Origin of the sequence: Allocatelliglobosispora scoriae (assembly GCF_014204945.1) — a bacterium.
In the GTDB taxonomy this organism is placed as follows: domain Bacteria; phylum Actinomycetota; class Actinomycetes; order Mycobacteriales; family Micromonosporaceae; genus Allocatelliglobosispora; species Allocatelliglobosispora scoriae.
In genome coordinates, this window is the sequence record NZ_JACHMN010000002.1 from 800,397 (window position 1) to 825,857 (window position 25,461).

19 protein-coding genes and 3 pseudogenes are annotated in these 25,461 nt (G+C 64.3%); 10 read left to right on the forward strand and 12 right to left on the reverse strand.

Features of this window, described 5'->3' with window-relative positions; genetic code table 11:
• Window positions 1-37: 37 nt before the first annotated feature.
• Window positions 38-420: pseudogene (locus F4553_RS09365) on the reverse strand (DDE-type integrase/transposase/recombinase); the annotation flags it as partial.
• Between F4553_RS09365 and F4553_RS09370 the strand changes: the two are divergent.
• Together F4553_RS09370 and F4553_RS09375 are read left to right on the forward strand one after the other, a co-directional pair.
• Window positions 413-862 (forward strand): hypothetical protein, encoded by a 450-nt coding sequence (locus tag F4553_RS09370; protein WP_184834549.1) that lies wholly within the window; start codon window positions 413-415, stop codon window positions 860-862. The pseudogene F4553_RS09365 and the gene F4553_RS09370 sit on opposite strands and share 8 nt — an antisense overlap.
• On the forward strand, window positions 862-1,218 hold the full coding sequence (locus F4553_RS09375) for a hypothetical protein (protein ID WP_184834551.1): 357 nt from the start codon (window positions 862-864) through the stop codon (window positions 1,216-1,218). The genes F4553_RS09370 and F4553_RS09375 overlap by 1 nt, the downstream gene beginning before the upstream one ends.
• A 376-nt stretch (window positions 1,219-1,594) precedes the next feature.
• Here F4553_RS09375 and F4553_RS09380 read toward each other — a convergent pair whose 3' ends face one another.
• The 3 genes from F4553_RS09380 to F4553_RS09390 all read right to left on the reverse strand — a co-directional run bounded on the left by F4553_RS09380 (window position 1,595) and on the right by F4553_RS09390 (window position 4,497).
• Window positions 1,595-3,151 carry a hypothetical protein gene (locus tag F4553_RS09380; RefSeq protein WP_184834553.1) on the reverse strand — a complete coding sequence of 519 codons (1,557 nt, stop codon included), beginning with the start codon at window positions 3,149-3,151 and terminating at the stop codon, window positions 1,595-1,597.
• Window positions 3,152-3,155: 4 nt separating this feature from the next.
• On the reverse strand, window positions 3,156-4,067 hold the full coding sequence (locus F4553_RS41780; RefSeq protein WP_281394998.1) for a sensor domain-containing protein: 912 nt from the start codon (window positions 4,065-4,067) through the stop codon (window positions 3,156-3,158).
• A 190-nt stretch (window positions 4,068-4,257) separates the two neighbouring features.
• A complete protein-coding gene (locus F4553_RS09390; RefSeq protein WP_184834557.1) occupies window positions 4,258-4,497 on the reverse strand; it encodes a hypothetical protein in 240 nt (79 codons plus the stop codon).
• Between the two features lie 239 nt (window positions 4,498-4,736).
• Here F4553_RS09390 and F4553_RS09395 point away from each other — a divergent pair.
• Window positions 4,737-5,303: pseudogene (locus F4553_RS09395) on the forward strand (helix-turn-helix transcriptional regulator); the annotation flags it as partial.
• 63 nt (window positions 5,304-5,366) lie between these two features.
• On the opposite strand, the gene istB reads toward F4553_RS09395, so the two are convergent.
• Window positions 5,367-6,182, reverse strand: coding sequence for an IS21-like element helper ATPase IstB (gene istB, locus F4553_RS09400; RefSeq protein ID WP_184830703.1), 816 nt, complete (start codon window positions 6,180-6,182; stop codon window positions 5,367-5,369).
• A complete protein-coding gene (istA, locus tag F4553_RS09405; protein ID WP_184830701.1) occupies window positions 6,179-7,447 on the reverse strand; it encodes an IS21 family transposase in 1,269 nt (422 codons plus the stop codon). Before istA ends, istB begins: the two co-directional genes overlap by 4 nt.
• A 138-nt stretch (window positions 7,448-7,585) precedes the next feature.
• Here istA and F4553_RS09410 point away from each other — a divergent pair, with 138 nt between their 5' ends.
• Window positions 7,586-9,346 carry an NACHT domain-containing protein gene (locus F4553_RS09410; RefSeq protein WP_184834561.1) on the forward strand — a complete coding sequence of 587 codons (1,761 nt, stop codon included), beginning with the start codon at window positions 7,586-7,588 and terminating at the stop codon, window positions 9,344-9,346.
• A 167-nt stretch (window positions 9,347-9,513) separates the two neighbouring features.
• On the opposite strand, the pseudogene F4553_RS09415 reads toward F4553_RS09410, so the two are convergent.
• The 5 genes and pseudogenes from F4553_RS09415 to F4553_RS42325 form a co-directional block, all read right to left on the reverse strand.
• Window positions 9,514-10,177 (reverse strand): annotated as a pseudogene (locus tag F4553_RS09415) (IS630 family transposase); the annotation flags it as partial.
• A 102-nt stretch (window positions 10,178-10,279) separates the two neighbouring features.
• Complete coding sequence (locus F4553_RS09420; RefSeq protein ID WP_446680432.1) at window positions 10,280-11,293, reverse strand: IS30 family transposase; 1,014 nt, start codon at window positions 11,291-11,293, stop codon at window positions 10,280-10,282.
• Window positions 11,294-11,609: 316 nt separating this feature from the next.
• On the reverse strand, window positions 11,610-12,008 hold the full coding sequence (locus F4553_RS09425; RefSeq protein ID WP_184834565.1) for an Imm10 family immunity protein: 399 nt from the start codon (window positions 12,006-12,008) through the stop codon (window positions 11,610-11,612).
• Window positions 12,009-12,042: 34 nt separating this feature from the next.
• Window positions 12,043-12,369, reverse strand: a complete 327-nt coding sequence (locus F4553_RS09430; protein ID WP_221469829.1) for a hypothetical protein — start codon at window positions 12,367-12,369, stop codon at window positions 12,043-12,045.
• Window positions 12,370-12,389: 20 nt separating this feature from the next.
• On the reverse strand, window positions 12,390-18,644 hold the full coding sequence (locus F4553_RS42325) for an RHS repeat-associated core domain-containing protein (protein WP_184834569.1): 6,255 nt from the start codon (window positions 18,642-18,644) through the stop codon (window positions 12,390-12,392).
• A 1,351-nt stretch (window positions 18,645-19,995) separates the two neighbouring features.
• Between F4553_RS42325 and F4553_RS09440 the strand changes: the two genes are divergently transcribed.
• The 6 genes from F4553_RS09440 (at window position 19,996) to F4553_RS09465 (ending at window position 24,345) form a co-directional block, all read left to right on the forward strand.
• Window positions 19,996-20,508, forward strand: coding sequence for a hypothetical protein (locus tag F4553_RS09440; protein WP_184834571.1), 513 nt, complete (start codon window positions 19,996-19,998; stop codon window positions 20,506-20,508).
• Between the two features lie 170 nt (window positions 20,509-20,678).
• A complete protein-coding gene (locus tag F4553_RS09445; RefSeq protein WP_184834573.1) occupies window positions 20,679-21,080 on the forward strand; it encodes a hypothetical protein in 402 nt (133 codons plus the stop codon).
• Complete coding sequence (locus F4553_RS09450; protein WP_184834575.1) at window positions 21,013-21,924, forward strand: RHS repeat-associated core domain-containing protein; 912 nt, start codon at window positions 21,013-21,015, stop codon at window positions 21,922-21,924. Before F4553_RS09445 ends, F4553_RS09450 begins: the two co-directional genes overlap by 68 nt.
• Before the next feature lie 44 nt (window positions 21,925-21,968).
• On the forward strand, window positions 21,969-22,523 hold the full coding sequence (locus tag F4553_RS09455; protein WP_184834577.1) for a hypothetical protein: 555 nt from the start codon (window positions 21,969-21,971) through the stop codon (window positions 22,521-22,523).
• A gap of 402 nt (window positions 22,524-22,925) precedes the next feature.
• Entirely contained in the window at window positions 22,926-23,423 is a 498-nt protein-coding gene (locus tag F4553_RS09460) for a DUF4304 domain-containing protein (protein ID WP_512698874.1), read from the forward strand.
• 412 nt (window positions 23,424-23,835) lie between these two features.
• Window positions 23,836-24,345, forward strand: coding sequence for a hypothetical protein (locus F4553_RS09465; protein ID WP_184834581.1), 510 nt, complete (start codon window positions 23,836-23,838; stop codon window positions 24,343-24,345).
• 350 nt (window positions 24,346-24,695) lie between these two features.
• On the opposite strand, the gene F4553_RS09470 is transcribed toward F4553_RS09465, so the two are convergent.
• Complete coding sequence (locus F4553_RS09470; RefSeq protein WP_184834583.1) at window positions 24,696-25,298, reverse strand: dihydrofolate reductase family protein; 603 nt, start codon at window positions 25,296-25,298, stop codon at window positions 24,696-24,698.
• Window positions 25,299-25,461: the final 163 nt, after the last annotated feature.

Below are 25,461 nucleotides of genomic sequence, written 5' to 3' on the forward strand. Positions count from 1 at the left end.
AGAGTCAGGCCGCCTACCGGCAACCACCAGTCTCACAGTCGAGGGCGTCGCCGACCGTTCCGATGGAGGCGTCGATGCCGGCGGTGACGAGGTGGGTGGTGAAGCGGAAACTGGTGTATTGCGACCCGGCGTCGCTGTGATGTATCAGTCCTGTCGGACGGTGCGGCCGTCGCGGTCGCGTCGCCACAGGCCCATGTCGAGGGCGTCGAGGACGAGCGGGGTGCGTTTGTTCGTCGCCGCCGACCAGCCCACGATCGCCCGGGAGTACACGTCGACGACGAACGCGACGTAGACGACCCCGGCGAACGTGGCGACGTGGGTGAAGTCCGCGACCCAGCAGCGGTTCGGCCGCTGCGCGGTGAAGTCCCGGGCGACGAGGTCCCTCGCCCGTTCGTGGCCCGCCCTGGACCCGTTGCGCGCCATCGACGGCGACGATCCGGCCGCCGTGCTGCTGGCGTCTTTCCTGCTGATCGCTCATCGCCTAGCCGAAGCCGTGGCCGTCGAGGTCGACAAACGCGTCCGCAGTGCCTACGCCCGCGCGCACCGGCCCGCGCCGGAGGTTCGCCTGATCCAGTTACGGCCCACCGCCAGGCCACACGATTCCGCATCGCCCACGGACGGGAGCCAGCCGTCGGCCCGCCGCGAGCCCGATCACCGCTGGTGGGTGTCACCGTTCACCCGTCTCCAGCCGTGCGGGCCTGGCCGCTCTCAGCGTGAGACCGTCCTGATCCTCCCGTTCGTCAACGGGCCGCGCGGCAAACCGCTTCGCGCCAGCACCACGGTGGGGCTTCTCGCCGCACCGAAATCTACGACCCCGTCAGGAAATCCGATCGCTCAGTCGCATGTGGACGGTGAGCAGTGATGGAAGCCTTCGACCGATACGGCGAACTGATTATCTCCGGCCCCTACGTTCCAGACCTCCTCGCCCGATGTGTCGCGTGCCACCAGAACGTCGAATTCGATCCCCGCCGAGGCACCTACCTCACCGCCTGGCGGCAGCGCTGCACCCCCGAAGCCCGCCGACCACGGTGTGTCTGGGAAGGCGTGCAGCAGTTCGGGCTCAACCCCCGCTACTACCCAGGCCACCACCTGATGTGCCAGTGCCAGACCACCATCAGCCGCGACGTGCGCGGCAGCCGCCCCTATCCGTTCCCGCAGCGCGTACCCTGGCACTGCCGCCAGCCGGCTCAGCTCGCCCGCGATCGGTGGCTGTGCTGATCGCGGCATTGCCGATGGCAGGTACCTGTCGGGCCCACCGGTGCACCGCAACCCGAGGCAGGCCGCCCATGACCGCCAGCGTCTTCCTCTCGGTCGGCATGGGTCTGTACCAATTTGGGAGTGTTGTGACAGGCTACTTATGTCGGTCATGGTTGGATCACGAGTTGTGACGGCACGTGGCGGGCCTGCCTGTCTGCCGGCTGCATTGGCGGGAACCCGATCATCGTTCACTTTGGAGTGGTGACGATCCGGTGCTCCTCGACCTGGCACCGATTCATATCTTTGCCGATCAGCGCGAGGAGTTTCTAGTCCGCTTGATCTGCTAGAGCACGTTACATGAATTTCGCGATATTTGCCCAGTTCTACTCACTGCCGATCAGTGCCACCAATCCGCGACCCAGAAACGGGAGAACGGTGTCTTGTCAGAATTGCCGCCGCGATGGCCTTCACCACCGAACGCCAGCTCCTGACCATTGAGGAGGCGGAAGCAGCTGTCACGGCATACGTTGGGCCATACGCCGCCGAAGGCGATCACCTCATCTGGCAAGAGTTTCAATACAATCTTGCCTTCGGCGTGGTTCTGGTTGGGGTTGACCAGACCTTCCGGGGACTCGGGGTCGGGGATGAAGAAGTTGTCCGCTCCTTCATCCTGCTCATAGGGGACGAATTCTTCACCCTCGCGCAGATTCCCCTTCCAAGAAGGAGGCGCGGAAGTCCCAAAGCCATTGATGGCGATAAGGGTTCTCGAAGTACGGGTCCGTTTGTTGAACACTCCCACGACGACGGTGGCGCCATTCTTGTCCGCGTTGGGATAGTCGTTGCGGATGGCTTGCAGTTCTTCGGCCCGGTCCTGTGCCAAAATGCCGTCATACTCGGACGGTCCGCTGGGGTCTTGGAAAAAGGGTGCCGCGGATTGACCGGCCGTCGGCTGTGCCAGTCCGTCGACGATGGTGAACCCGGTGATGATGCGTTTCTCACGGCCCACCACCACGTAGGCTCGGCCGCCGTCGCTGATGGTGTCGATGAACGCCTTCTGCTCCGGCGTCAGCACATTTTGGGGATCTCGGACGAGTAGCGCCTGATAGGTTTTGTCGTCGTTGCGGGCGGTGCCATCGACCTTCAAGCTGGGCGGGAGGATCCCTGCCTTATCCGTGGGAACCTTGGACAAGGCATCAGGAGAGAGCTTGATCTCGAACTGCCGTTTGTCGATCTCACGATGGGTCTGCTGTTGATAACGGGCAAGAGCAGCACGGCGGGGGGAGCTGGAAACGGGATCACCACCATCCACAGCGGAGCCCGGCCCTGTTGGGCTTGACATCCGCGGGGCATCTCCGCCGGACGCTGAGGCAATCGCGGACATCGCCCGCACGAGATCGTCAGGAACTGCTGCTATTAGCTGCCCCAGATGCCGGCGCTCGGTGGACAACTCTTCGCTCTCACGATCCAATGTGTCGACTTTCCCTTGGATCTCCTGCTGTTGGTCGGCAATTGCCTGCGCTTCCTGCTGGACCGCTTCAGCCTGGGCAAACAGTCGCTGCTTCTCGGCGTTGAGTTGGTCGGCTTCGGCATTGAGCCGGGCCGCGACCGTGGGCGGCGCACCGTTGGGATAGCCCGCTACCACCGCGTTGTGCGCATCGATCTTCTGCTTGTTGGCGTCGAGCTGCGAACGCACGCTCTGTCCTCGCTCGTCATAGGCGTCACGCCGTCGGACAACCGCTGCCTTCTTCGCATCGACCGCAGCCTGGCTGCGCCCATGCGCCGCCAGCCGCTGATCAAACGAAGCGATCTTTGCGTTGAGCGCAGCGCCATAGGTACTTCTGGGTTCCAAAGGTGCTAGCTCACCGCCTGCCGCAGGATTAGCCACGGCCATCGCTGGATAGGCAAGGACCGACAGACTGAGCGTCGTCGCCAGGATCCTCTGTGACATCTTCACCGCTCTACCCCTTGACCTTGTCGGCGAACCGGGCAGCAATCTTCGCTGTGGCCGATGTCGCATCGCCGGCCTCGCACACCACCGCTTGCAGGACTGCGACACCTTTCACTTGTGCATGCCGGTAGCAGGTCCAGCCGTCGCCGCCGTCTTGGATCGCCTTCCAGGCCAACACGTCAGATGTTGCCGAGTCGACCTCGTAGCTCCATTGTGAGTTGGTACCGTTCGCATCCTTGCGCACCGCGTGGGTGCATGCCTTTATGCCATTGGTCAGGATGCCAAACGCCCTACCGGCCAGGTCATTGCTCGCGTACAGGGCGACAACCTGTGTGACCACGTGATCAGCTACCTCCGTCGTATCCTGATGGCTAACCGCCAGAAACGCGGTCCAGGATCGTCCGTACACGGTCCGTGTGGCAGACCCAACAGCTACCGAACAACTGGGGGGGTCCGCCGCCAACGCAGGCGGAGGTTCGTTCGAGCGGGCCTCAGCATTGAGAGTCACGCCAATCAATCTGCTGACCTCATCAGAGCTCAACACCATGGCCTGCACCGTTCCCGGTACCACTCGCGGCTGGGCATTCGGCCATATCCACCACAACACACCGGCCACCAAGACCAGTGTGGTCCCCACCGCACCGGCCCAAATCCATCGCCTTGACCATCGCGCAGAGATCAGCGACCTTAACCGCCGGGCCACCTCTAACGCGTTGATCAGGCCCTTATGTCTGGCCTCCAGTCCCCGGATCGCTGAGCTCCACTGCGCACGCAGCGTGAGGAAGGCGCTAGTCAGCGTGAGTCGATTCCAGGAGAATCTCCGGGCAGAGACCGCTAGGTGGGGTGTAGGGGCTGGCTGCGGCAATAGTGCCGCGCTTTGCGTGGGCTCGGTCCCTACAAGCGGCGGTGGCGTTTGGTCCATCGATGGCACCTCCAGGAATAACGACGGTGATTACACGTGCGGCGCTGCATGTGCACGCTGTGAGAACGGCGGTGTGGGTATCGCTGGCCGGGCTGCGAGAGGCGGGGGTTTGGTCGTCGTTACGGCTACCGTGCGGCCCGCGTTAGACCACCGCCTGGCGAGCACCTGGGACAAATGGGGTGTGGCTCGGTTAACGGCGACACAGCGCCACGAGAACGAGCAGCACAATCACTGCACCGATCACCTTCAGGCAGCCGTTGCCGGTATCGAGACTGGGGCTCGGGCTCTCCTGGCCGATCTCGACCTGTCCCCCGGGCGGAATCCCGGGGTGCCGCTGGGCGTAGTGATAGAGCTGATGCTGCGCGCCTTGAAACTCGGTGAGCCACGCTGTCTTGAACTCGCACTCTCCACACCGGTAGCGGTATGCCACTTTCTGCCTCCTGAAGGTTCCGCTCACCAGTTGCCGGACCTCTCCCGCCCTGCGGCCAAGGCCCGACAGGTGCCAAATCGGCTGGGCCGAAACCCTGATCTCGCCGTCGGCTGACCGCGGTTGCTGCACTTGATGGTGTGCTTGTGCCCCTTGCCGGGACAGGCCAACGCACCGGCCATATATGGCCGGGCGTCAGATAGGCTCCATCGACGGTGGTAAAGCCAGGGGAGGGCGCCGACGTGCCGGATCAACTCGGTGTTCTCTTGCGACGGCTGCGGGATCAGGCGGGGGCGACGCAGGAAGAGCTAGCGCAGCGGTCCGGGGTAAGCGTTCGTACCATCCGTCGCCTGGAGAGCGGGAAGTCCGCCGATTTCCGGCTAGGAACGATGAAGCTGCTGGCGGATGCGCTAGAAGTCGGCCCCGATGACCACCAACTGCTGGTAGCCATGTTGACCAAAACTATGCCTCCTGCGGCAACGCCCGAGCCGGCTGCCGTACCGACTGTGGCACCGCCACGAGTGCAGGGTGTGTTAGCCGAGGCTGCCGGGGAGCTGGCGCGGGAAGTCAGGCGCCGCTGGCAGCACGAGGAGGAGCAGCGCCGCGTTCATGACCCGTTTCCGCTGCCCGTGCGATGGAATCAGGTACCGGCGTCCCTCACGGATCACCCGGACAGCATTCTGAGGCTGGGACCAGGGGCTGCCTCGCCACCTGTGGACCTCAGCGGCGACCTGCGCAGCGTGGCCGAGGTCTACCGGCGAATCCCATCCGGGCGGCTAGTGATTCTCGGCAGGGCAGGTTCGGGTAAGTTGTCAACGCTTCGGGAAAGTTGAGCAGTCCTGAGTCCGGGAAAATTGACCCCCTGCGGGTGGTCAGTTGTTGGTGGCGCGGTTTTCTTTGGCGAGGAGTTCGCGGCGTTGGCGGGTGCGGTAGGAGTCGCCGGTCAGGGTGAGGACTTCGGCGTGGTGGACGAGTCGGTCGATCATGGCTGCGGCGACGACGTCGTCGGAGAATGTTTCTCCCCAGCGGCCGAAGGGGAGGTTCGAGGTGACCATGACGGAGCCGGTTTCGTAGCGTGAGGCGATGAGCTGGAAGAACAGGTTCGCGGCGTCCTGGTCGAAGGGGATGTATCCGACTTCGTCGATGATGATGAGTCGGTAGCGGCGGATCTTCTTGAGTTCGGCTTCGAGGCGGTTCTGCTGGTGGGCGGCGGCGAGGCGGGCGATCCAGTTGCTGGCGGTGTCGAACAGGACGGAGTAGCCGGACTGGCAGGCCTTCATTCCGAGGCCGATGGCGAGGTGTGTTTTGCCGAGGCCGGGCGGGCCGAGCAGGATCACGTTCTCGGCTTTGGCGACGAAGGTGCTGGTGGCGAGGTGGGCCAGGACGTCGCGGCGCAGGGACGGGAGGTGGTCGAGGTTGAAGTCTTCGAGGGTTTTGAGTTGGGGGAAGTGGGCGGTGCGCACGCGCATGACGGTGCCTTTGGACTCCCGGTCGGCGACTTGGCGCTGCAGGAGTGCGGCGAGGTATTCCTCGTGGGACCAGTTCTGATCGCGTGCCTGCTCGGCCAGCTCCTCCCAGAACGCGTTGATGGTGGGGGTCTTCAGGACCCGGGTCAGGTAGGCGATCATGGACGGCATGCCGTCCTTGGTTCCGCCTGCTGGTGGTTTCGGTTTGACGGCTGTGCTCATTCGTTGCTCACTTTCATCGATGGGCTGGTGAAGTCGACGCCGAACAGGGCGTCGTAGTCCGGCAGCGCCCGCATGGCGACGGGGTGCCCGTCGTGGTGGTGGCGGGTGGCTGCCTGACGGCGTTGGCGGTCCTCGGCCAGGGCCTGGCGCATGCGTTCGGCGGTGGCCTTGTGGGCCGGGTCGGTGACCAGGCCTTGCTTGGCCCAGGACCGGTCGTGGCGGGCGGCGACCTGCCCGTCGCAGAACACCGTCACCGTGTTCAGGGACGCGGTGACGTCGACGAACCGGCCGATCATGCGCGGGTCGACGGAGTAGTCGACGGTGTCGACCCGCACGTAGTAATCGCGGCTCAGCCGGATCCGGGTGTTGAGCCCGATCGGCGGGTCGACCGGCGGCAGCGGGACCATCGCCTGGTAGTCGGTCTCCAGCAGGTCCACCGGCCGGCCCTGGACCGACCGGACCGTCCGCGTGTTGGCGCGCGCGAGCCAGTCGGCCAGCTGGGCGTTGAAGTCGGCCGGAGACGTGAACAGCCGGCCGGGCAGGAACGACGTCTCCAGGAACCCGTTGGCGCGTTCGACCATCCCCTTGAACTCCGGATCCCGGCGCGGTGCAAGGCGGATCTGGGTGGCCAGGGTTCCGGCGAACGCCGCCGCCGGCGCCGATACCCGCCCCGTGCCGCCGATCGCGGACTCCCGGTCCCAGACCAGGGTCCGGGGCACCCGCCCGATCCCGCTGACCAGCTGCCACATCCCGGACAGGATGTCGCCGGCCTGCCGCGACGGGATCATCACCGCGGACATGAACCGGGAGAACCCCAACGTCATGACGAGGACCGGCAGCTTCGACCGCGACTGGCCCGACCCGACCGGGACCTTCACCCCGTCCTCGGGGAACCACAGGTCGCACTGGGCGATCTGCCCGGGCTCGTAGACCGTCCGGTCCACCGGATCGATCCCCACGTACTCCGGCCGGATGACCGCCAGCCGCTTACGCAACGGCGCGATCGAGTACGGCCACCTGATCCGCTCCGCGACCACCGGACCCGGCATCCGCGGCCACTCCGCCAGCAAAGCCCGGATCTGCGGCTCGAACGGATCCACCACCGACCCACGCGGCGCACGCTCGTACTTCGGCGGCCGGTCCGACGACAACGCCGCCCGCACCGTGTTCCGAGCGATCCCCAACCGCCGGGCGATCTCCTTGATCGGCACACCCTCCGCCCGACGCAGACGGCGGATCTCAGCCCAGTCCTCCACTTTCAGCACCCTCCAAGATCAGCAGAGGGTCAATTTTCAGCGACTCTCAGGGGGTTAGCTTTCCCGAAGCGGCGACATAAGTCGATCCTGACGATCCGGTTCCTACTCGACGTGCTGGACGCCCCTGCCCTATCGCCCCGAGTTCCGGTGATCGTCGGCCTCGGACCGTGGGATCCCACGGTCACTGCATTGCGTGACTGGCTGGTCGATCGCCTCTTGGTCGATCATCCATACCTTGCCCGCAAAGTCCTCAGTGGTACGACGATGGCTGGCGCTCTGCTCGACTCTGACCTTATTCTGCCGGTCCTGGACGGGTTCGACGAGATCGCAGAAGGCCTCAGGTGCGCAGCACTTGAGGCCATCAACGACACTGCATTTCCGTTGGTGATGACTAGCCGCCGTGACGAGTTCGCCGAGGCGGTACAGGCGTCCGGCTCGCCGCTGGCCTGGGCTGCTGGTATCGAACTGATCGACCTAACCTTGGATGATCTGCAGGCTTACCTGCCGCGCACCGTCCGCACGCCCGTTCGCAACGCGACAGCAACGGTATGGGATGCAGTCCTGCGCGGGCTTCAAACCCAGGAGACCCCAGCCAGCGTGAGTCTGGCCGGGGTCCTGACTACCCCGCTGATGGTTGTTCTGGCGCGCACGATGTACAGCGAAGCCCGCGATAGGGATCCGGCGGAGCTGCTGGACGCTGTGCGGTTTCCTGACGAGCATGCTCTGGAAGAGCATCTTCTAGCGGGTTTCGTACCGGCCGTCTACCGGCGTCGCGTTCGCGAGCGGATCGCCGTAGGCCACCAGCAGCGGCACCACTGGGATGCGACACACGCGCAGCGCTGGCTCGGCTATCTTGCCCACCACCTGGCTCAGGCGGACCACAGTCGTCAGGACCTGGCCTGGTGGCAGATCTGCGGCTCGCTGCCGCGCTCGACGCGCATCATGACGGTGGCGATAGCATCCGCACTGTGTATCGGCGGGTCCAACTGGCTCATCGCTCTGCTCGTATCTGACCTGGCGATCGGTGCGATCTTCATGCAGTGCGCACTGATTGCGGCAGCCGCCGGAATTGCCTTCGGATCCGTGTACGCGATGATGACTGCATTTGGCGGCGGGGTCTTCGAGCCGTCCCGCGTCCGGTTAAGCCTGCCCGGCAGACACAGCATGGGGCGCCAGGCTATCCGGGCTTTCACCACCAGGTTTGCCGTGGTGATGCTGGGCGGTTTCGTCATGGGAGCCGGTTGCGCGTGCGCCCTCGCCCTCCAACATGTGCTGTACCAAGGGACCTCGCTCACCAACCCTGACTTGATCCAAGACGTGCTCATCAACGTGCTGGCCTTCGGCTTGATCTTCGGCTCGGCAGTCGGGCCAGTATTCGGGCTCATGGCTGCACTCGAAGCACCGTTAGATGTCGCCTCCGCGGCAACCCCTGCCGCCCTTCTCGCCTCCAACCGTGCCACCGTGCGCCGACAGATCCTTATCGTCGCGCCGACGATCACTCTCGCAATCGCATTCGGCGGCCCTCTGATCGTCGGCTTGCTGCATGGGTCCATCGGCCCGATGGCCTGGCCGCTGACCGACGGGCTAGCTATCGCTGCGGTAGGCGGGATCGGCTGCGCCCTAGCCTACGCGTTCGGCTTCACCGCATGGGGAAACTGGGTCATCCAATCACGCATCTGGATGCCACTGACCGGCAAACTCCCCTGGAACATGATCAATTTCCTAGACGACGCATACAAGCGGGGAGTGCTACGCCAAAACGGCGCCGTCTACCAATTCCGCCACGCCCGACTGCAGCACCACCTGGGTTATACATTCCGCCAGCGGCAAGCTACATATGTACCAGCCCAATTCGCCACATCCACCTCCACACTCGTCATTTCGGCAACTCAAGACACCTCAGACTGATGGCCGAGCGGGCCGCAATGTCGGAGGCGTTCCACGTCCACCTGATCCTGTTGGCCCGTTATGAAACATGCGCGGGACAGAGCAATGGTTCTGCCACTGCACCCACGCTGCCGGTCATCTACCGCTAACGCCTCGCCGAACGACAGAAACAAGCCAGCTTTGTCGACAAACGGGACCGCCTTCAGTTTGCGGTAGTTCGCGGGCAGCCGGTCGGGGTGCCCGGCCGGCGCCCACCCGGACCCGGGCTGCGGGCGGATGACCAGGGGTCCGAACTCGTCGAACGCGAACACCCGCCACGGCATCGTGGCGGTGACGTACTCGATCCGGGCGAGTTTGGCGTCGCGGTCGGGGTCGGTGGACTCCTTCCACGTCTTGGTCCGCTGGAACGTGATCCGGTGCCGGTGCAGGATCTGCCGCAGCCGTTCCCTGCCCACGCGCACCCGCCGGGCGGAGTGCGTCAGCAGGTGGTCGGCGAGCTTGCGGATACTCCACCGGGTGAAGGGGCGCCCCAGCTTCTCGGGGCGGGTCGTGGCCGTCGCGACGATGAACTGCTCGTCGTCGGTACTGATCAGGCGGGGACGCCCCACCCGCCCACCGAGGGTCCAGGCTGGCCATCCCCATCTGATTGAACCGGTGGATGACCTGCCGGACCGTGTCCTCGTCAGCGGCCACGAGCCGGGCGATCGCCGGGACCGTGTTCCCGCCGGCCGAGGCCAGGACGACAATCGCCCGCCGTAATCGGATCGCCGAACCGGTCCCCCGGCGGGTTATCCGCAGCAGCTGCTGACCCTCCACGTCGCTGAGCCGCCGCACGCGTACAAGATCTGCCACCGCCACAGCATGCCCGCCACAACACCACCCGACCGACAAGACAGACGGCGAGTCATCCAACACCGTGAACGTTCATGGCCACAGCACTAGCTGCCGGCGGGCTCAACCGGTGGTTGCAACAGTCATTAGCTGGGCCATCTTCTCACCAGGGGTGGCCCAGCCGAGTGTCTGGCGTGGTCGGCCGTTGAGTTCGTCGGCGACGGTGTTCAGGTCGGTCTGGGTGGTGGTGCGGAAGTCGTGGGTGCCTTTGGGGAAGTACTGGCGTAGCAGGCCGTTGGTGTTTTCGTTGCTGCCGCGCTGCCATGGGCTGTGGGGGTCGCAGAAGTAGACCGGGCAGTGCGTGGCGAGGCTGAACTCGGCGTGCTGGGCCATCTCGGTGCCCTGGTCCCAGGTCAGCGACCGGCGCAGGTGTGCCGGAAGCCCGGCCATCGCGGTAGTGAGCTGGGCGATGACGTGCTCGCTGACCCGGCTGTCGGGCAACGCGACCAAGACCACGAACCGGGTGGCGCGCTCGACCAGGGTCGCTATCGCCGACCCGCCCCGCGCCCCGATCAGCAGATCGCCTTCCCAGTGCCCCGGTACCGCCCGGTCGGCGGCCTCGGCCGGGCGCTGGCTGATCCTCAACCCCAGCCACGGCCTGCTAGAACGGACCGCCCCGGCCGCCGCCGCCCGCGCCCGCCGGTGCAACCGCCCGCTGCGCAACGCCTTCTGCTCGGCCAGCTCCGCCCGCAGGTTCCCCCGCGACTGCAGATACACCGCCTGATAGATCGTCTCGTGCGACACCCGCAACTCCGGTCGGTCGGCGTACTCCACGGCCAGCCGCCCCGCGATCTGCCGCGGCGACCACCGCGACCGCAGCAGATCCACCACCAACGACCGCAACGGCCCCGCCACCGCCAACCGCGCGACCCGCCCAGGCCGATTGGGCCGCAGAAACGACGCCCACTGCGCATCCGAAGGCCGATAACGCTGCCCGTAACGCTCGAACCGACCCGCCTCCCGACTCACCGTCGAAGGCGACCGACCCAACCGCCGCGCAATCGACCGAAACGACTCACCCGCCGCCCTACCCAAACCGATCTCTTCCCGCTCCAGCGGGCTCAACCTCAACGCCACAACACCCCAACGAAGACCAACAACAAGGGGTGTTGCAACCACCGGTTGAGCCCGCCGCCGGATGTCGTCGAGACAAAGATCGAATACTCGCTGACTCTTCCAGCGCTACTGCTGGCAGGTGAACGGACGTCGTTCGACAAGGCACTGCCGATCTGGATGGAGGACAACGACCGGATGCGTCCTTCACCGTCCAGCGGGACGACCGGCTCCGCGACGCGTTGACTAGGGCGACAGCACCGCACCTATGAGGAGTCCTGACTGTTGTTCAGACAGCCAGGACTCCTCTACTGGTCGAATAGTGCTAGACCTTGAACGTCTATCGCGTCAGCTTAAGGTCGTGCTTTCGCGGAGGTTCCCGATCGAGTATCCGCGCCAATCCGTCGGCGAGTTCAGTGAACTCCCGATCAGATATTTGCAGAGGGAACGATATTCGGGACTCTCTGACCTCAAATATCTGAGCAGCGATCTCCGAAAACGACAGCAGAAGGCGATCGCGATTTAGAAAACATTCGACGACGCCGCCGGTGCTTGTCCTATGTCCCTCATCGGTGACGCTATAGATGTAGTCGTCACCTTCGTCGGGCAACGCGTCGGTAAGGATTCCGAAGATGACCGAACGCCCGCCTCCATCCGAATTCTCGGCGATTCCGACAGAGAACGAATAGCCGCCGGACTCATCGACTACGCCGACGCATTTTACTTCGAAGGGCGTCATCTCAACCTGCCAGTTTGAGTGTAAGTTTTCGCACCTAGATGAACCAGGCCGACGACGCAACGGATTGCGCAATGGTGCCCGCATCGTACTCGGTACCGATCATGTGAATCGTGTTATCGGCGCCTGGCCCGTCGATCTGTAGTTGAAAATCCTTTGACGTTGTCGCTATCCACTCGGCTAGCGCATCTCCTATTTTCGGGCAATCGTCGATCGAGTCAAGTCCAAGAACTATACGGGAAGCATCGCTGTCTGCATTTCTGATTAGATGGCCCGCGCCGTGCAATGTCATCAGGTCAAATATGGCCTGTTCAAACACTGCCGAGCCTCCTGTCAGTGTCACCGTTACGACTATTTCGCCCATCTCATCCGCTCCTGGGTTGACTATCTCGGGTTGGCCTGGCGGTTGATCAGTCGGGCCAGTTTCGCGCCGCTGGCTCGTGGTGCCGCCATCCAGATCCGCCCGTCCCATCTGTATACGATGACGCGGTTTCCCCTCTGGGCTGCTTGGCGCATGTCACTTTTGCAGCTTGTGCAGGGGTCGTAGCTGCCTTCGATGACGATGTAGGCCGCGTTCTGCGGAACTACCCTAACCGCACGCGTCTCCGTATGGGTGATGAGGGTGTTCTGTGGGAACTTCAGCCCTAGCGCCCTCTCTTGCGCTGTGATGTTACCGCTCTTGATCGTCCTCGACAGAATGACGTTGCCATTTTTGTCGAAGTAGGTCACAACCGCGGTGTGGGGCGGCTTTCCTGGAGTTCCGAATTGCTGGTATCCAACGTTTCCGACCCCGGCAACAAGGATACCCATACTGATTTCAGGGTTTTTGCACCATGACGGATGGTTATCGCAAACCTCATGATAAATAGTTGATTCAACAAGGTCGCCGGTCTTGGGGCAGGTGCCGCCGCAGTATTTGTCGACAGCGGCTTGCAGGGCTTCTTTGAGCTCCTCCTCGCTCGGGGCCGCGATAAACGAGCCGCCGAGGATGATGAGGTAGGTCGGCTTGGCCTTCTCGCAGAATTCGGTCCGGCCGGTGCTGCAGTAGGTGGTCTGGCTTCCAGGCGCGTTGTCGTCTGAGCCGCCCCCGTCGTCCTTGGGCTTGGGACCTGGGTCGTAGTCGCCGGGGTCGCCCTTGCATGACTTCTGGCCGTCTTCGAGCATGCAGGTGCCGGTGGCGTCGCTGCCTGTAGTCGGGCTGTTGTTGGCGTATGCGTACCCGTTCCAGGACTGCGGGTCTTCGGCCATGAAGACGGGGTCGACGCTGATGAAGCGGCCGGTGGCGGGGTCGTATTCGCGGGCGCCGAGGTGGATCAGGCCGGTCGGGTCTGTGGTGCCCCCGACGAACCCCTTGGTACCGAACCCGGTGGGCTGCGCGCCCCGTTCCTGGCCGTAGGGCAGGCTCCGCCGGCGTTGGCACACCATGGTGCCTGCGTCGATGGTGACGGTTCCTGTGGCGTGGTGGTCGCTGATCGTCCAGGTGAGTTTATTGCCGTTGGTCGGGTTGCCCGCGCCGTCGGTGTTGACGGCTCGGACCGCTGTTCCGGCGTAGTACCGGATTCCGGCTACGGCTCCGGTGGAGTTGGCTCGTAGTTCGGTGCCGTCGGGGAGGGTGAGAGTTGCCCAGGAGCCGGGGTCTTTGCGGAGGAGCCGAGCGCCGCCGGCGTCGTAGATGAAGGTGGTGACGTTGCCGTTGACGGTGGCCTTGTCGAGGTGGCCTTCGGTGTCCCAGTCGAGGTTTTGCGTGCCCGTCACTGGCGCGGGGCGGGTCTTGGTGTTTCCGGCCGCGTCGTAGGTGTATGACGCGGTTCCAGCACCGGCACCGGTGGTGGTGACCTGGCCCAGGGTGTGTGGTCCGGCTCCGGGTGCGGGGTAGGTGTAGGTGGACTTGGAGTATTCGGTGCCGTTGGTGTTGTAGGTGGTCTGCGACTTGCGGTTGCCGGTGACGTCGAAGGACCAAGCCATCCAGTACGGGTCAGCGCCGGTCTTCTGCGGCGTGGTGCAGGCCCCGGATACCTGAGTCCAGGCCTTGTCGAGCCGCCGCAGGTGGTCGTAGCCGAAGCACTCTTCTTGGTCCGCCGTCCCGTTCGTCTTGCCAGCGATCGATTTAAGGTTCCCGGCGAGGTCGAAGCTGTAGTCGTCGGTGGTCTGGTTCACCCAGGCACCGGGACTGGACTGATCCTCGGTCTCGAGCTGCGATCTCGAAAGACGCCTCGACGCCGCCTCATAGGTGAACGTCTGACGGACGGACTTGCCGGCGTTGCCGAGGATTCTCTGGTACGCCTGCCCGTCATATTCGTAGGTCGTGTCAGCCGCGTACGTCTGCGATCCGCCGACCCAGGTGCTGGCCATCGATTTCTGCTGGCCGACAGCGTTGTAGATGTAGGTGATCGTTTCGGCTGGGAGGCCGCCGACCGCCGGAAGCACCGTTGTTGCCGGCGCACCGTTGACCTTGTATGTGGCCGAGGAGAGGTAGGTTCCGGCGAGTGCGTTCTCCGCTGTGGTTCCACCGAAGATCGTGGGAATGGTCAGCTCGGTCGACAGCGGCAGGTACGAATCGTCGTATGCGGTGACTCTGCTTGTGTATGCCGCACCCGCCGCACCTCCCACATAGCGTGTCGATGTGGCGAGCTGGCCTTTCGCACCGACGGGGTCGTAGGTGTACCCCGTGAGCTGGTTGGCAGGCGCCAACGACCCGGCATAGGTACCCTTCGTGCGGCCCAGCACGTCGTAGTCGCTGACGACGACCTGGGTCAGGCTGTCCTTGGTAGATACCACCTGTCCTGCATTGTCGTATTCGGTTGTCGAAGTGCCCGAGTCCGGGTCGACCGTCGTCGTGTTGCGGCCGAGCAGGTCATATGTGTAGTCCCAGTGGTTGCCGGCTGCGTCGGTGATCTTCGTTCGCTGGCCGAGCTCGTCGTAGTCGTACGTGGTGGTGTCGGCGGGACCGGTCGGAGCGGTGCCCTGATACTGCAGAGTGCTTGTGGTCCTGCCGAGGGCATCGACGATCACGGTCGTATCTGTGCCTCCGGTAGGTTGGTCGGCCGTGACGCGGTCACCGTCGAAGGTGTTGGAGGTCCTGGACTGCTCAATGTTGAGCGACCACAGTTGCTCGGTGAGTTGCCGACCGGTTCCGTCGTAGGTGAACCGCTGTTGGATCTCGATCGTCGTATCCGCTGCCGCCGTGGCGAGCGTTGAGGACGGTGCGGACGCCGAGTTGGGGTAGGCGGACGATTTGACCACCAGGCCGCGTCCGTCGTAACTGGTCTCGGTGACGACCCGCTTGCCGTTAAGGGTCGGGTTGGGTGACTGGGTCTGGCGGGACCGTAGTAGGCCATCGAGGATCTCGTAGGAGGAGATCTGTTGCCCATCAGGGCCCAGCGCCTTGGTGAGGATGTATGGTGCAGCGGCTCCCCCGGCAACCCCGTAGGCGTATTCGACGTCGGGCGTACCGGAGGTCAGGTGGCCCGGCTGCCAGACTTTCAGCAGCCGGCCCAGGGCGTCGTACTGGCCGGTGGTGACCTTGCCGTTGGGGTCTGTGACGGTTACTGGCAGCGATCGTCCTGGGTTCAGTACCGACGTGACTCGGTGGGAAACACCCAGAGCGTTGTCGACCTCAAGTTTCGTCGTCAAGCCGGATGTCTCTGTGTAGGTCATCTTGGTCGAGTGGTCCAGAGCGTCCTTGACCTCGGTGGACCTGCCGAAGGCGTCGTAGCTGAAGACCGTGCCAGTCTTGATCCAGTTCGGGGTGAGGCCTGTGTAGTCACGGACCTGGTCGGTCTGCGTCACTACCCCCTTCGTCGGCGCAGTGGCTAGGACCGGGCTTGCTGCTCCCGCCTGGTCGTAGTAGTACCGGGTGTCGGCGCGGGCGTCAGCGGGATACGCCGGGGTGGTGGTGCAGGCGACGCCTAAGGTTTCGGCTCGCTGCGGGAACGAGACCAGGTAGTACGCGGCCCCGCCATATGTGCTGCCAGTGGTCTTATGGTTGTAGGTGGTCTTCAGGCAGGAGTCGTCGCTGGCGGTGGAGATGTCACCGAGGCGGTCTTGGGAGGTGATGTTGCCATACTGGTCGTAGGTGTACTGGGTCGCAGCGGTCCGCCACGATGCTGACCCGGCCAACCAGGTCAGGTTGCGTTCTTGTGAGGTGTCGACCATGTACGCGGCCTTGGGGTATGACACCGCCCATGCTGTGGTCAGCGTACGGGTACCGGTCTGTACGGCCACCGGGTCGAAGATCGTTTTGCTGAGAATGGTGTCGGTGTTGCCGTCGTAGGTCAGCTTCTCCCTTGTCCGACCGCCGGACCAGGCCGAGTCGGTCGAGACAGTGCCGAGGCTGTCGGTGATGCTTGCTGTACGGGTGTTGTCGCCGGAATCTGTGCGCCCGCCGTGCAGACCGCGGAAGTACAGGGTGCGGACCTTGGACTGAGTACCGCCGACAGGGCCGGTGACCTCGGTGACTACGGGGTAGCCGCGCCACTCCGACCAGGAGCGGTAGGCAGTTGCCCCGCCGAATGCGTTAAGCCCGTAATGCCACAGGATGTCCTGTGAAGTGCCGCTGGTCGTACCACCAACGGTCTGGCCGGCGGTGGTGACCCGTACGGCGTAATCGTAGGAGTGCAGGATGTCCGGGCTGCCACCGACAAGGTCCTTCTCCACGACGCTGGTCACGAGATACTTGTGCCACCAGGACCAGCCCGCCGGGGCTTGCTGCGGGCTGTAGTACTGCGGGAAGCAGCGCCGGGTGTTGTTGTCAGGGTCGGGAAAGGATCCGCCGAACTGGCAGTTGGCATCCTGCGCGCTGTAGGTGACGTCGATCTGGCCACCGGTCTCCGTGGCGATGTGGTCGATGCGGTACTTGCGGGGTGCAGCCATCCCGCCGTTGGGATCATAGTCGGCGCGGTTCATCTTGTAGGTGCCGGTGAACGACACCGCAGGCAGAGTGATGTTTGCCCCGGTGACGCCGACGCCTGTACCCGATCCGGTCCGGGTGATCCCAGTCAGCCACAACACCGGTTTCGTGCCGTTGTTCGTGGTCGGGAACTGCCCGCCCAGTGCCCAAGAGTCGACGGTGTTGTAGGTGGTGCCGGTCCCGGACCAGATCTGGGCTGAGATAGTCGCCAGCCGCTTCTTCGTCCAGAAGGTGGGATTCGGGTTGTTGGGGCAGGTGGTTCCTGACTGGCAGTCAAGGTCCCACGGTGTGTCCGGCCAGTTCGTCCCGTCGTGGGTGCCGCAGGAGGCGGTAAAGCAACGGTCGCCCATGCCGAAGACGATCTTCGCTGGCGGAGTCGCATTGGCCAGCTCAGTTCCGGCGCGCATGCCGTACTCGATGTGGTCGAGCCAGCCTCCGTGGTCGTACCACGTCTTCGTGGCGTTGTTACGCAGACCGGTATATCCCTGGTCCTTGGTGTAGAAATACGCCATCGAGTTACCGTGGCGATCCACTACGTAGTCGAGGTTCCAGCGCCAGATCTGCGAGCACCAGGAGGACGTCCAGGTCGTGGCGTTGAAGCACGGCTCGCCGGTGTGGTTCGCGAAGACCGGCACGCCCCACGCTGATTGGGTTTCCCGCTTCCCCGACGTCCAGCCCGGCAGTTGGTTCAACCCGAAGTAGTACTGTGTGCCGTCCTGCGTCGTGACCCGCCAGTACTCCTTGTCATTGTCATAGTTGGTGCGGCCATCTGTGAGCTTCAGCCACTCCACCCGCACACCGGGATCGTTTGCGAGGTGCCACACCGTCGGGTTGGCCGAATTCGGGGCAGCGCTGGCATCGTCTGGTACAAGGTCCGTCGCGACGCCATTCCACACGATCGACGCGTTCGGCAGCCGCCAGCAATTGTCGAAGAGCGGATCCATCTGGGTGGCCCACGCAGGTGAGTTCGCGGTGTCATCGTTGCATGGCCGGTAGGTCCGTTCAATGAACCCCGGCTCGTACGACCAACCCTCGCCGATGGCGCCCGGTTGCACGTTCTTACCGGCAGTCTGCCCATCGACAGAGCCCGAGCTGTAATCCAGACTCACCGCAGGTGCAAGGCCGCCAGGAACTGGCGGTGCCAGGATGGGGTACGACCAGCTGAAGTCACCGCCCGATCCACCCGCCTGCCACGAGAACGACTGCGACAGCGGCGTCTGACGGAAATCCCCGGAGTCGGACGCCCCTGCTGCGGCCAAGGCCACTATCAGTCCGAGATCATCGAACTCCGGGTTCTCGCTTACCGATGCATCGGCAGGCTGTACGGAGGTGGCCGAGGTCCGAATTCCGGCAGCATCGATGTAGACATCAGCCGACACCGTTCCGGTGTCCGCCCGGTTCACCGACGACAACCACGTCCGTTGCTGGCACTCGGCAAGTTCAGGTGTAGTCGCAACACATGAAGGCAGCAGCACGAGCCCGAGGCGGTTGTCCCAGTCTGCTCCGTAGGCGTCGCGGAATGCGTTGTAGTCCAGCGTCACCCGTACCTGACCTGCCTCAGGCTCACCATCGGCACGAGCCAGGCGCACGGCCACCGCCGCTCCAGCCGCTGTGAACAATCGACGGTTGAGCACGTCCACTCGGACGCTCGCCGGCTTCGTAAGCTTTGCTGCCGCAGAAGTCTTACTCGCGCGCTCCTGATCGGCATCGACGGACAGCTCCACCGTCACCGGCAAGCCTCCGACCCGAACCGTTGCGGCCCGCCTAGCACCGCTACCGATCGCAGATGGCACAGCTATCGTTGCCGACGCAGGCATCGGCCAGACTACCGGCCGGGCTTTCCAATCCGGGGCATGCTTCCCGCTTGCGGGTTTAGGTTTCACTGCCTTCATCGGCACCGAGCTGTCACGTGCGGCAGCGGCACTCACCCCCACCGGTGGTGCCGCTGCGGCGGCCTGTACCCAGCCCAGCAACGGCGTGATCAGTGCGACCGAAAGCAACCCGATCCAGGGCAGCCTGCGGCTATGGCTGGTTTTGGCTAAAACAGCGGCGTTGGCCGATGTTCGATTCACGAGGTCCCCCAACTCTGACGTGCAATGTTCCACGGACAGTAGAGATCCACATATGCGGAGCACAAGAGATTTGCATACATATTCGAACGTACGTTCGATGGATTGCGTGTGGATGTATCCCGCCAGCTAGACGCCGACCACGCTCTGACGATCGAAGCTTGGACTCATTCGGACGCCCGCTCGATGATCAAGGCTCGGCTGGCCCACTGGCGCACCGTGCAGGGGAACGGCGCCAGGAACGAGTGTGCGCACTTGCATCCCTCACAGAAGCCGGTGCCGTCGTCCACATGGAGCAGAAGAGTGGCGCGGGTGTGGCCAATAGCCGGCGACTCGATCGGATTGGTTGGCTCGGTCCTCTCCGGATGCGCGCCCACGCCTACGCCAACGACCGACGGCTGCCTACGTAGCCGCGGACGTCGTCGCCCGCCGACTCATACTCGACCCTGACCCGCAGCAGCCGTGAACGACGACCTGAACCAATCCGGAAACGGAAGTAGACAGCCATGACCACGGTATCCCCGCAATGGCTCGCGAAGGTGTTCGTCGAGATCGCCGACACCCTCGTCGGCGGGTTCGACCTGATCTAGTTCCTCCAGCTGCTCGCCGGCCGCATCGCAGACCTCCTCGACGACTCACCCGTCGGTCCGCTCCTATCCGACCACCAAGGCCGCCTGGAGTTCATGGCCGCGTCGGACGAGAACGTCAAACTGCTGAAGCTGCTCCAGGTCCAGAACCAGGAAGGGCCCTGCACGGGCGCGTTCCGCACCGGCATCCCGGTCGTCAATGCCGACCTGCGACACGCCGCCGACCGGTGGCCGCTGTTCGCGCCCCGCGCGGGGGCGGCTACGGCGGGGTCATCCTGCTCCGGCGCGGCGCGGCGGCAGGAGCGGGCATCCCGCCCAACCCGCCAATGGGTCAACCCGTACCCGCCGCACCTCGCGTGCCGGGGGTACCCAAGCAGTCCGACTTCGTTCTGGTGAGCTGAGTGTCAACCAATAAGGTGGTCGAAGTGAGTGAAGAAAACCTTGACCTGCCGAATCTCGACGCCCTTGAGCAAGTACCCGCAGGCCCTATAGCCAAGACCGTGGCTTCAGTGTTCTTCGGCTCCATGGTGATCGAACGATTCGGACCGGCCCAGATCTCCGTCTGCGTCGACGACTCTCAGGTCGAAGCCGACATCGTCTACTGGCAAGGTCCCGGACTCGCCGCGACCCCTGAAATCTTCTGGGTCTGGTCCACAGTCGGAGCCGACGGCTCACACTGGGGGCAGGGACTCGACCTCGACCATCAGCTCAAGGTCGCAGAAGTCGATCCCCTAGCCCAGGGGCGCCGTGCGGTGCCCGGGCCACCCCTCGACGCGTCATTTGCCGGTGCGAACCTGGTACTGATGAGCGATGTCGTCGTCATCGAAAGCCGTGAGCCTGGAATCGTTACCTTCCAGTCCTACCACCTCGATGAAAAACCGGGCTCGGAATCTGTTAGAAGCATCCGCTTGAACGACCGTGCGACGGCGGCACGGTGAGCCGTCGGGATAGCCAACGCCTCATCCCATGCCGTTCGTGAGAACACTAGACCGTAGAACCAACAGCGGTATGCGCGAAATGGATTGATCGCGCATACCGCTGGCTACTGTTTGTCCGAGTGCAGGATCTGGCTTCACGGCATTTGGGGCTTGCTGCCTCTGACTCGGAGTTGCGAACGGCACGCGCCGGCTACATCGAACGCCGATACGTGAGCTGCCGGGACGACCAGGCGGGTACGCACAACAACACCATCAAGACCGGCGATCAGTGCTGGCGCTCCGACAACGCCACCCTGAGCATGAGCGGCCAGGGCGGTGAAATGGTCTTCGAGACGGGCAAGGGCTGGCACCTGCGCAACGACAACGGCTCCCGCATCGAGAAGACCACCTGCACCGGCAACGGCGACGGCGACGGCGACGCTGAGTGCTGGAAGCTCATCGGGACCGACGGCACCCAGTACTTCTTCGGCCTCAACACCCTGCCCGGGCAGGTGCCCGCGACAGATGCCGTGCGGCGGCGAACGGGGCACAACTCCCACGTGGCCCAACGGCAAGGGCTTCGGCGGCGGTGACATCGACCCCACCGGGCTCGTCCATGTCGGCGCCCGTGAGTACGACCCGGCCACTGGTCGGTTCATCTCCGTGGGCCCGATCTTCGATCTGAAGAACTGCCAGACTTGGAACGCGTATACCTACTCGAACTCCAGCCCGGTCACCCACAGCGACCCGTCGGGGTTGAAGATGGTCGACCCTGATGACGGCCGCCTACCAGGCAAGACCCTCGTGCACATCACCGCCGTCGCATTGCGCATGCACGCCCTCAAGATGACCTGCCCGGGCGCGCACATCACCGGGGAGATGTGGGGCAACGCAGGCGGCCCCGACCTCGTGGGCTGGAACTGCTCAGCCATCGCAGGCGGACCCGATGTCGTCTGGGTCTGGGAGGTCAAAGCCATCGGAAGGGTCACACAGCCGGCCCAGAAGATCGCCGCGGCGACCGAGATCGCCAAGCACGTCGCTCAGGTCAACGCCGATCCCCGAGCCGAGGGCCGCGCACCGCTGTCGCCAATCCATCGGAGATGGTCCTCGTGGCCAGCTCACCCGACGTCCCCGGCCTCGAGATCTACGGGGTGGAGAATCAGGACAAGAAGTCGGCGAAGCCAAGATGAACAAGCAGTACACCTACACTGCCGTCGACGGGGCCGACGACATGAACAAGTACTCGGAGCGCCAGGCTCAACTATCTGCGCAACCCGACCTCGGACGCCGTGTACGCGGAACCGGGAGGCGAAGACCCGATCACCTGGGTCGTCGTCGCTGTCATCTCCGGCGGAGCCGGTATACGGTGGCTGCTCCGACGCCGTGCGGTGCTGTACACGCCCTCGGGCCGGGCGCGCCCATCCGTTACAAGTGTGACTACGCGCTGTGCGCTAGCTCGGCAATCCGAAGGGAAGAAGTGGATGACCGACGACCACCACGATGTCGACCTGACATCGCTCGGCCCGCGCGTTGACGGCGGCGACATGGCCAAGATCACCGCGGCGATCCTGTTCGGCTCCGCGGTGCTCGCACGATACGAGGGTTCCCTCGTGTCGGTGCGCACGAACCCGGAGGTGGACGAACCCGACGTGGTCTGCTGGGACGGCTCGTCAAGGTCCGGCGGCCATGACGTGATCTGGGTCTGGCGTGTCCAACCCCAGCACGGGTCCCATAACTGGAGCCCTCCGCTGGAACAGCAGATCCGGATGGCCGAACTCGACGTGCTGGCTCACGGTCGAACGGCGGTTCCGGGACCGCCGGTCCCCGGCACGCCGGCAGGAGTGAACATCGCCATACCCTCGCAGGTGGTACTCGTGGAATCGCCCGCACCGGGAACCGTCACGTTCGAATCATTCGAATGCGACAAGAAGTCCCCGGCGGGCACGAGATTCAAGAAGACCTCTGACGAGGCGACCTACGCGGTATCCGACGCCGCCGACCTGGTCAGTGCCAGCCGTCAGGCGTCCGGACGATGATCGCTCCGCTGGCCGCCTGATCGGCGAGACCGACTGGCGAACTGCGTAATCGAATGGGAGCGGCACTACCTGCCGCTCCCACTCACAGCGTGATCCTTGCCATCAGTCATGGTGCTCCTCTTGGGCAGGTCGTGGCTGGTGATTTGACCGGCGCGCCGAGCGGCAGTGGACAGAGCGCTGCTGCCGATGTCCGGGTGCAGGCGCGGCGACCGGCTCCGTAATCACCTTTCGGTGACGTTCTGGCATCCTGGCGAACCGACCGCCTGACCGGATCGCAGCGACGGAGGGACATTATGGGCCTGCTAGATGACGTAGCAGCGGCATTACCGCAACGGTTGGACGGTATGCCCATCATGCCGACAGAAGAGGCGACTAATCGTTAATGGAGAACGCGGCGACTGTATCGTCGTCGGCTTGCAGCGTTCTACTGGCAGCACAAAAGAACGCTCGGCCTTCTTCGTCAATATCACTCTCAACCCGGTTCCGTGGGTTGCCTGGACTCGGCGGACATCATTATCCGAAGTCCGGGCAACCCCGCCGGCTGAGAACGAAGGCGTGTGGGATGGGCGACTGGCCTCGACGTCGAACTGGCATGGGGTGTGGGAGGTGACGGCGGCGACGCTGGACGACGTCTGCGAGCAGCTGGCAGGCGCACTGCGAACGGAGCTGGCCGAGAAGTGGATTCCGCTGCTGCCGAGAGACGCTTTCAGGGCACTCCTGCGGGAACGCCGGAATGCTCCCGGCATTGTGGGAAGCCCTCGTATCGCAGATCTTCTATGCAGGATTGAGGATGTCAGCGAGGCGGACCGCAAAGAACTCATCTCCCTGTTCGAGCGCCGAGGTCGAGAAGGCGACCAAACACTGGGGGAGCTCGCAGAATGGATGCGAAGGGCGTTTTGAACATGGCGGACGGATACTTGATCAACGATCTGCCTGTCCGAGGTCCGAAGGAAGATCGCTATTTTGTTCCCCATGCGTCGCGTCGGGATAGTCGTGGTGGCCCGCGGCGGTTTGGCTTGCGGGTTGTGACTTGGTCACGCCTGCCGGGCCAAACGGCGTACTGATCGAGAGTGCATCCGCACTCGGCGCTGGGCTGCTGCCCGCTGGAGAGGTGGATCTCGTCGATCGCCGTCGTCCTCGGAGAAACCGGACCGTGATCGTTGCGCCGCCGATCAGGATTCGGGTCTGTGGTTCATGGAGACGCCCAGTGCGCCCGACCAGGAGTGGCAGCGGATGCTTGGAACGGGGGCATCGCCGCAGGGTAGAGCCGCGGTATTGAATCGAGTCCGAGACGCTAGGTTCGTCAAATGTTGTGGATGTCAAGGTGACGCGCCAGGCGCAGGACCACCTGCCGACCGTTGCGGCCGAGTTCGAGTTCCTGGTAGCTGAATACGGCTACACCGCAGGCGATCAGCGGCGCGAACTCGGTGGATTCACGCTGTACTACTCTCGCGGCGAGGTGGGCGTCGCGGTCGACTGGCACCCCCGAGATCCGCTGTCGGTATGGCTCGTCAGACTGGTTGACGGGGCGTTCCCTCCAAAGGGTCAGACCGTCATGCGCGCGGACGCGACGCTCCACTACTTCGACCTGGGTCACCTTGAGGCTTTCTCCGGGGATGCGAAAACAGGGCAGCTCGGGCCGCACTCGCCCAGCGTCGAGAACGCCCAGCTTCTCGCGCGCAGCCTACGAACCTGCGGCGCCGCTATCCTGTCGGGATACACCGGGCATTTCGACGCCCTGCAGGAATACACCAAGGAACGCGCTCGCCAGGTGACGATCGCTCGCTACGGGGCGGAGTACGCCAGAACCCTCGGGTGGTGACCTCGCTGAGCACCGTGCCGTGCGCGATGATCCGTCGCAGCGGCCACGAGCGTGGTCCTCGGCGACCTCGCGCCGACCCGCAGCGACGACCTCGCTTCGGTGGACGCCCCTACTCGTGAAGCAGGCGGGGATGTGTGCCAGGCGAAGGGCACTGGGCCCGCTGCCGGCACGAGCACCCCGCGGCCACCGAGGTGTGAAGCGGCATCACCGCGATGCCCGCGGCGGCATAGCGCAACGCTAACCACCAAACCCTTATCCATGACCGATTCCACCGCCCTCCTCCCACCGAATTCTTGCCTCGGCGGGGCCGGAGCGGAACCCAAATACGACATGTGTCCGTGGCGGCCCTACTACTCCTTGCGGACGTGGTAGCGCAGATGGGTGACCTCCGTACCCTGGACCACGGTGAAGGGCCCCGCGAGCTGTGCGGGGACGGCGCCGAGGCCGGCGAAGAGCGGCGTACCCGAGCCCAGCAGGACCGGGGCCAGATCGATGCCGACCTCGTCGAGCAGCCAGGCCTCCAGGCACTGTCGGGCGATCTGACCGCCGTTGAACACTACGTTCTTCTCACCGGCGATCTGCCTGGCTTTGGCGACGGCCGCTTCGATGCCGTCGGTGACGAACACGAAGTCGTCATCGTCGTCGGGCCGGTCGACGGGGCGCTGGTGGGTGAGGACTACGGTCGTGACGTCCAGCGGGTGGTGGCCGCCCCAGGCGTTGGTGAGGTCGTAGAGGTGCCGGCCGACCACCAGGCAGCCGATCGAGGCGTACTCCCTGGTGACCAGTTCGGCGCTGGCGGCCGAGACGTGGCTCGGCGGGACGGTGGGGCTCGCCGACGGCAGCTCGACTCCGCCGTTGCCGTACCACTGGAACAGCAGGTCGAATCCGCTTTCGTTCGGTCCGGCAATGTAGCCGTCCAGCGACATGGTGGCGCCGGTGATGACCTTGCCCATGATGTTCCCTTCGCTCGGACTTGCTTACCTGTGCGTCGAACGCAGAGCCGCCGGTTCGACAGAAGCCCTGCAGGATTCTTCCACCGTCGTGCGAGGGTAGGGCGGCAATCGCGATCATGGCCCACGTCGCTCACAGCAGGCGGCGGACGCATCTTCCCCGCCG

Bases quoted from the DNA above. Each gene is read 5' to 3' on its own strand.
- F4553_RS09455 (WP_184834577.1), top strand. From the start codon at position 21,969: ATGACCGACGACCACCACGATGTCGACCTGACATCGCTCGGCCCGCGC.
- F4553_RS09470 (WP_184834583.1), bottom strand. From the start codon at position 25,298: ATGGGCAAGGTCATCACCGGCGCCACCATGTCGCTGGACGGCTACATT.
- F4553_RS41780 (WP_281394998.1), bottom strand. From the start codon at position 4,067: ATGGACCAAACGCCACCGCCGCTTGTAGGGACCGAGCCCACGCAAAGC.
- F4553_RS09450 (WP_184834575.1), top strand. From the start codon at position 21,013: ATGCCGTGCGGCGGCGAACGGGGCACAACTCCCACGTGGCCCAACGGC.
- F4553_RS09425 (WP_184834565.1), bottom strand. From the start codon at position 12,008: ATGACGCCCTTCGAAGTAAAATGCGTCGGCGTAGTCGATGAGTCCGGC.
- F4553_RS09375 (WP_184834551.1), top strand. From the start codon at position 862: ATGGAAGCCTTCGACCGATACGGCGAACTGATTATCTCCGGCCCCTAC.
- F4553_RS09430 (WP_221469829.1), bottom strand. From the start codon at position 12,369: ATGGGCGAAATAGTCGTAACGGTGACACTGACAGGAGGCTCGGCAGTG.
- istB (WP_184830703.1), bottom strand. From the start codon at position 6,182: ATGAGCACAGCCGTCAAACCGAAACCACCAGCAGGCGGAACCAAGGAC.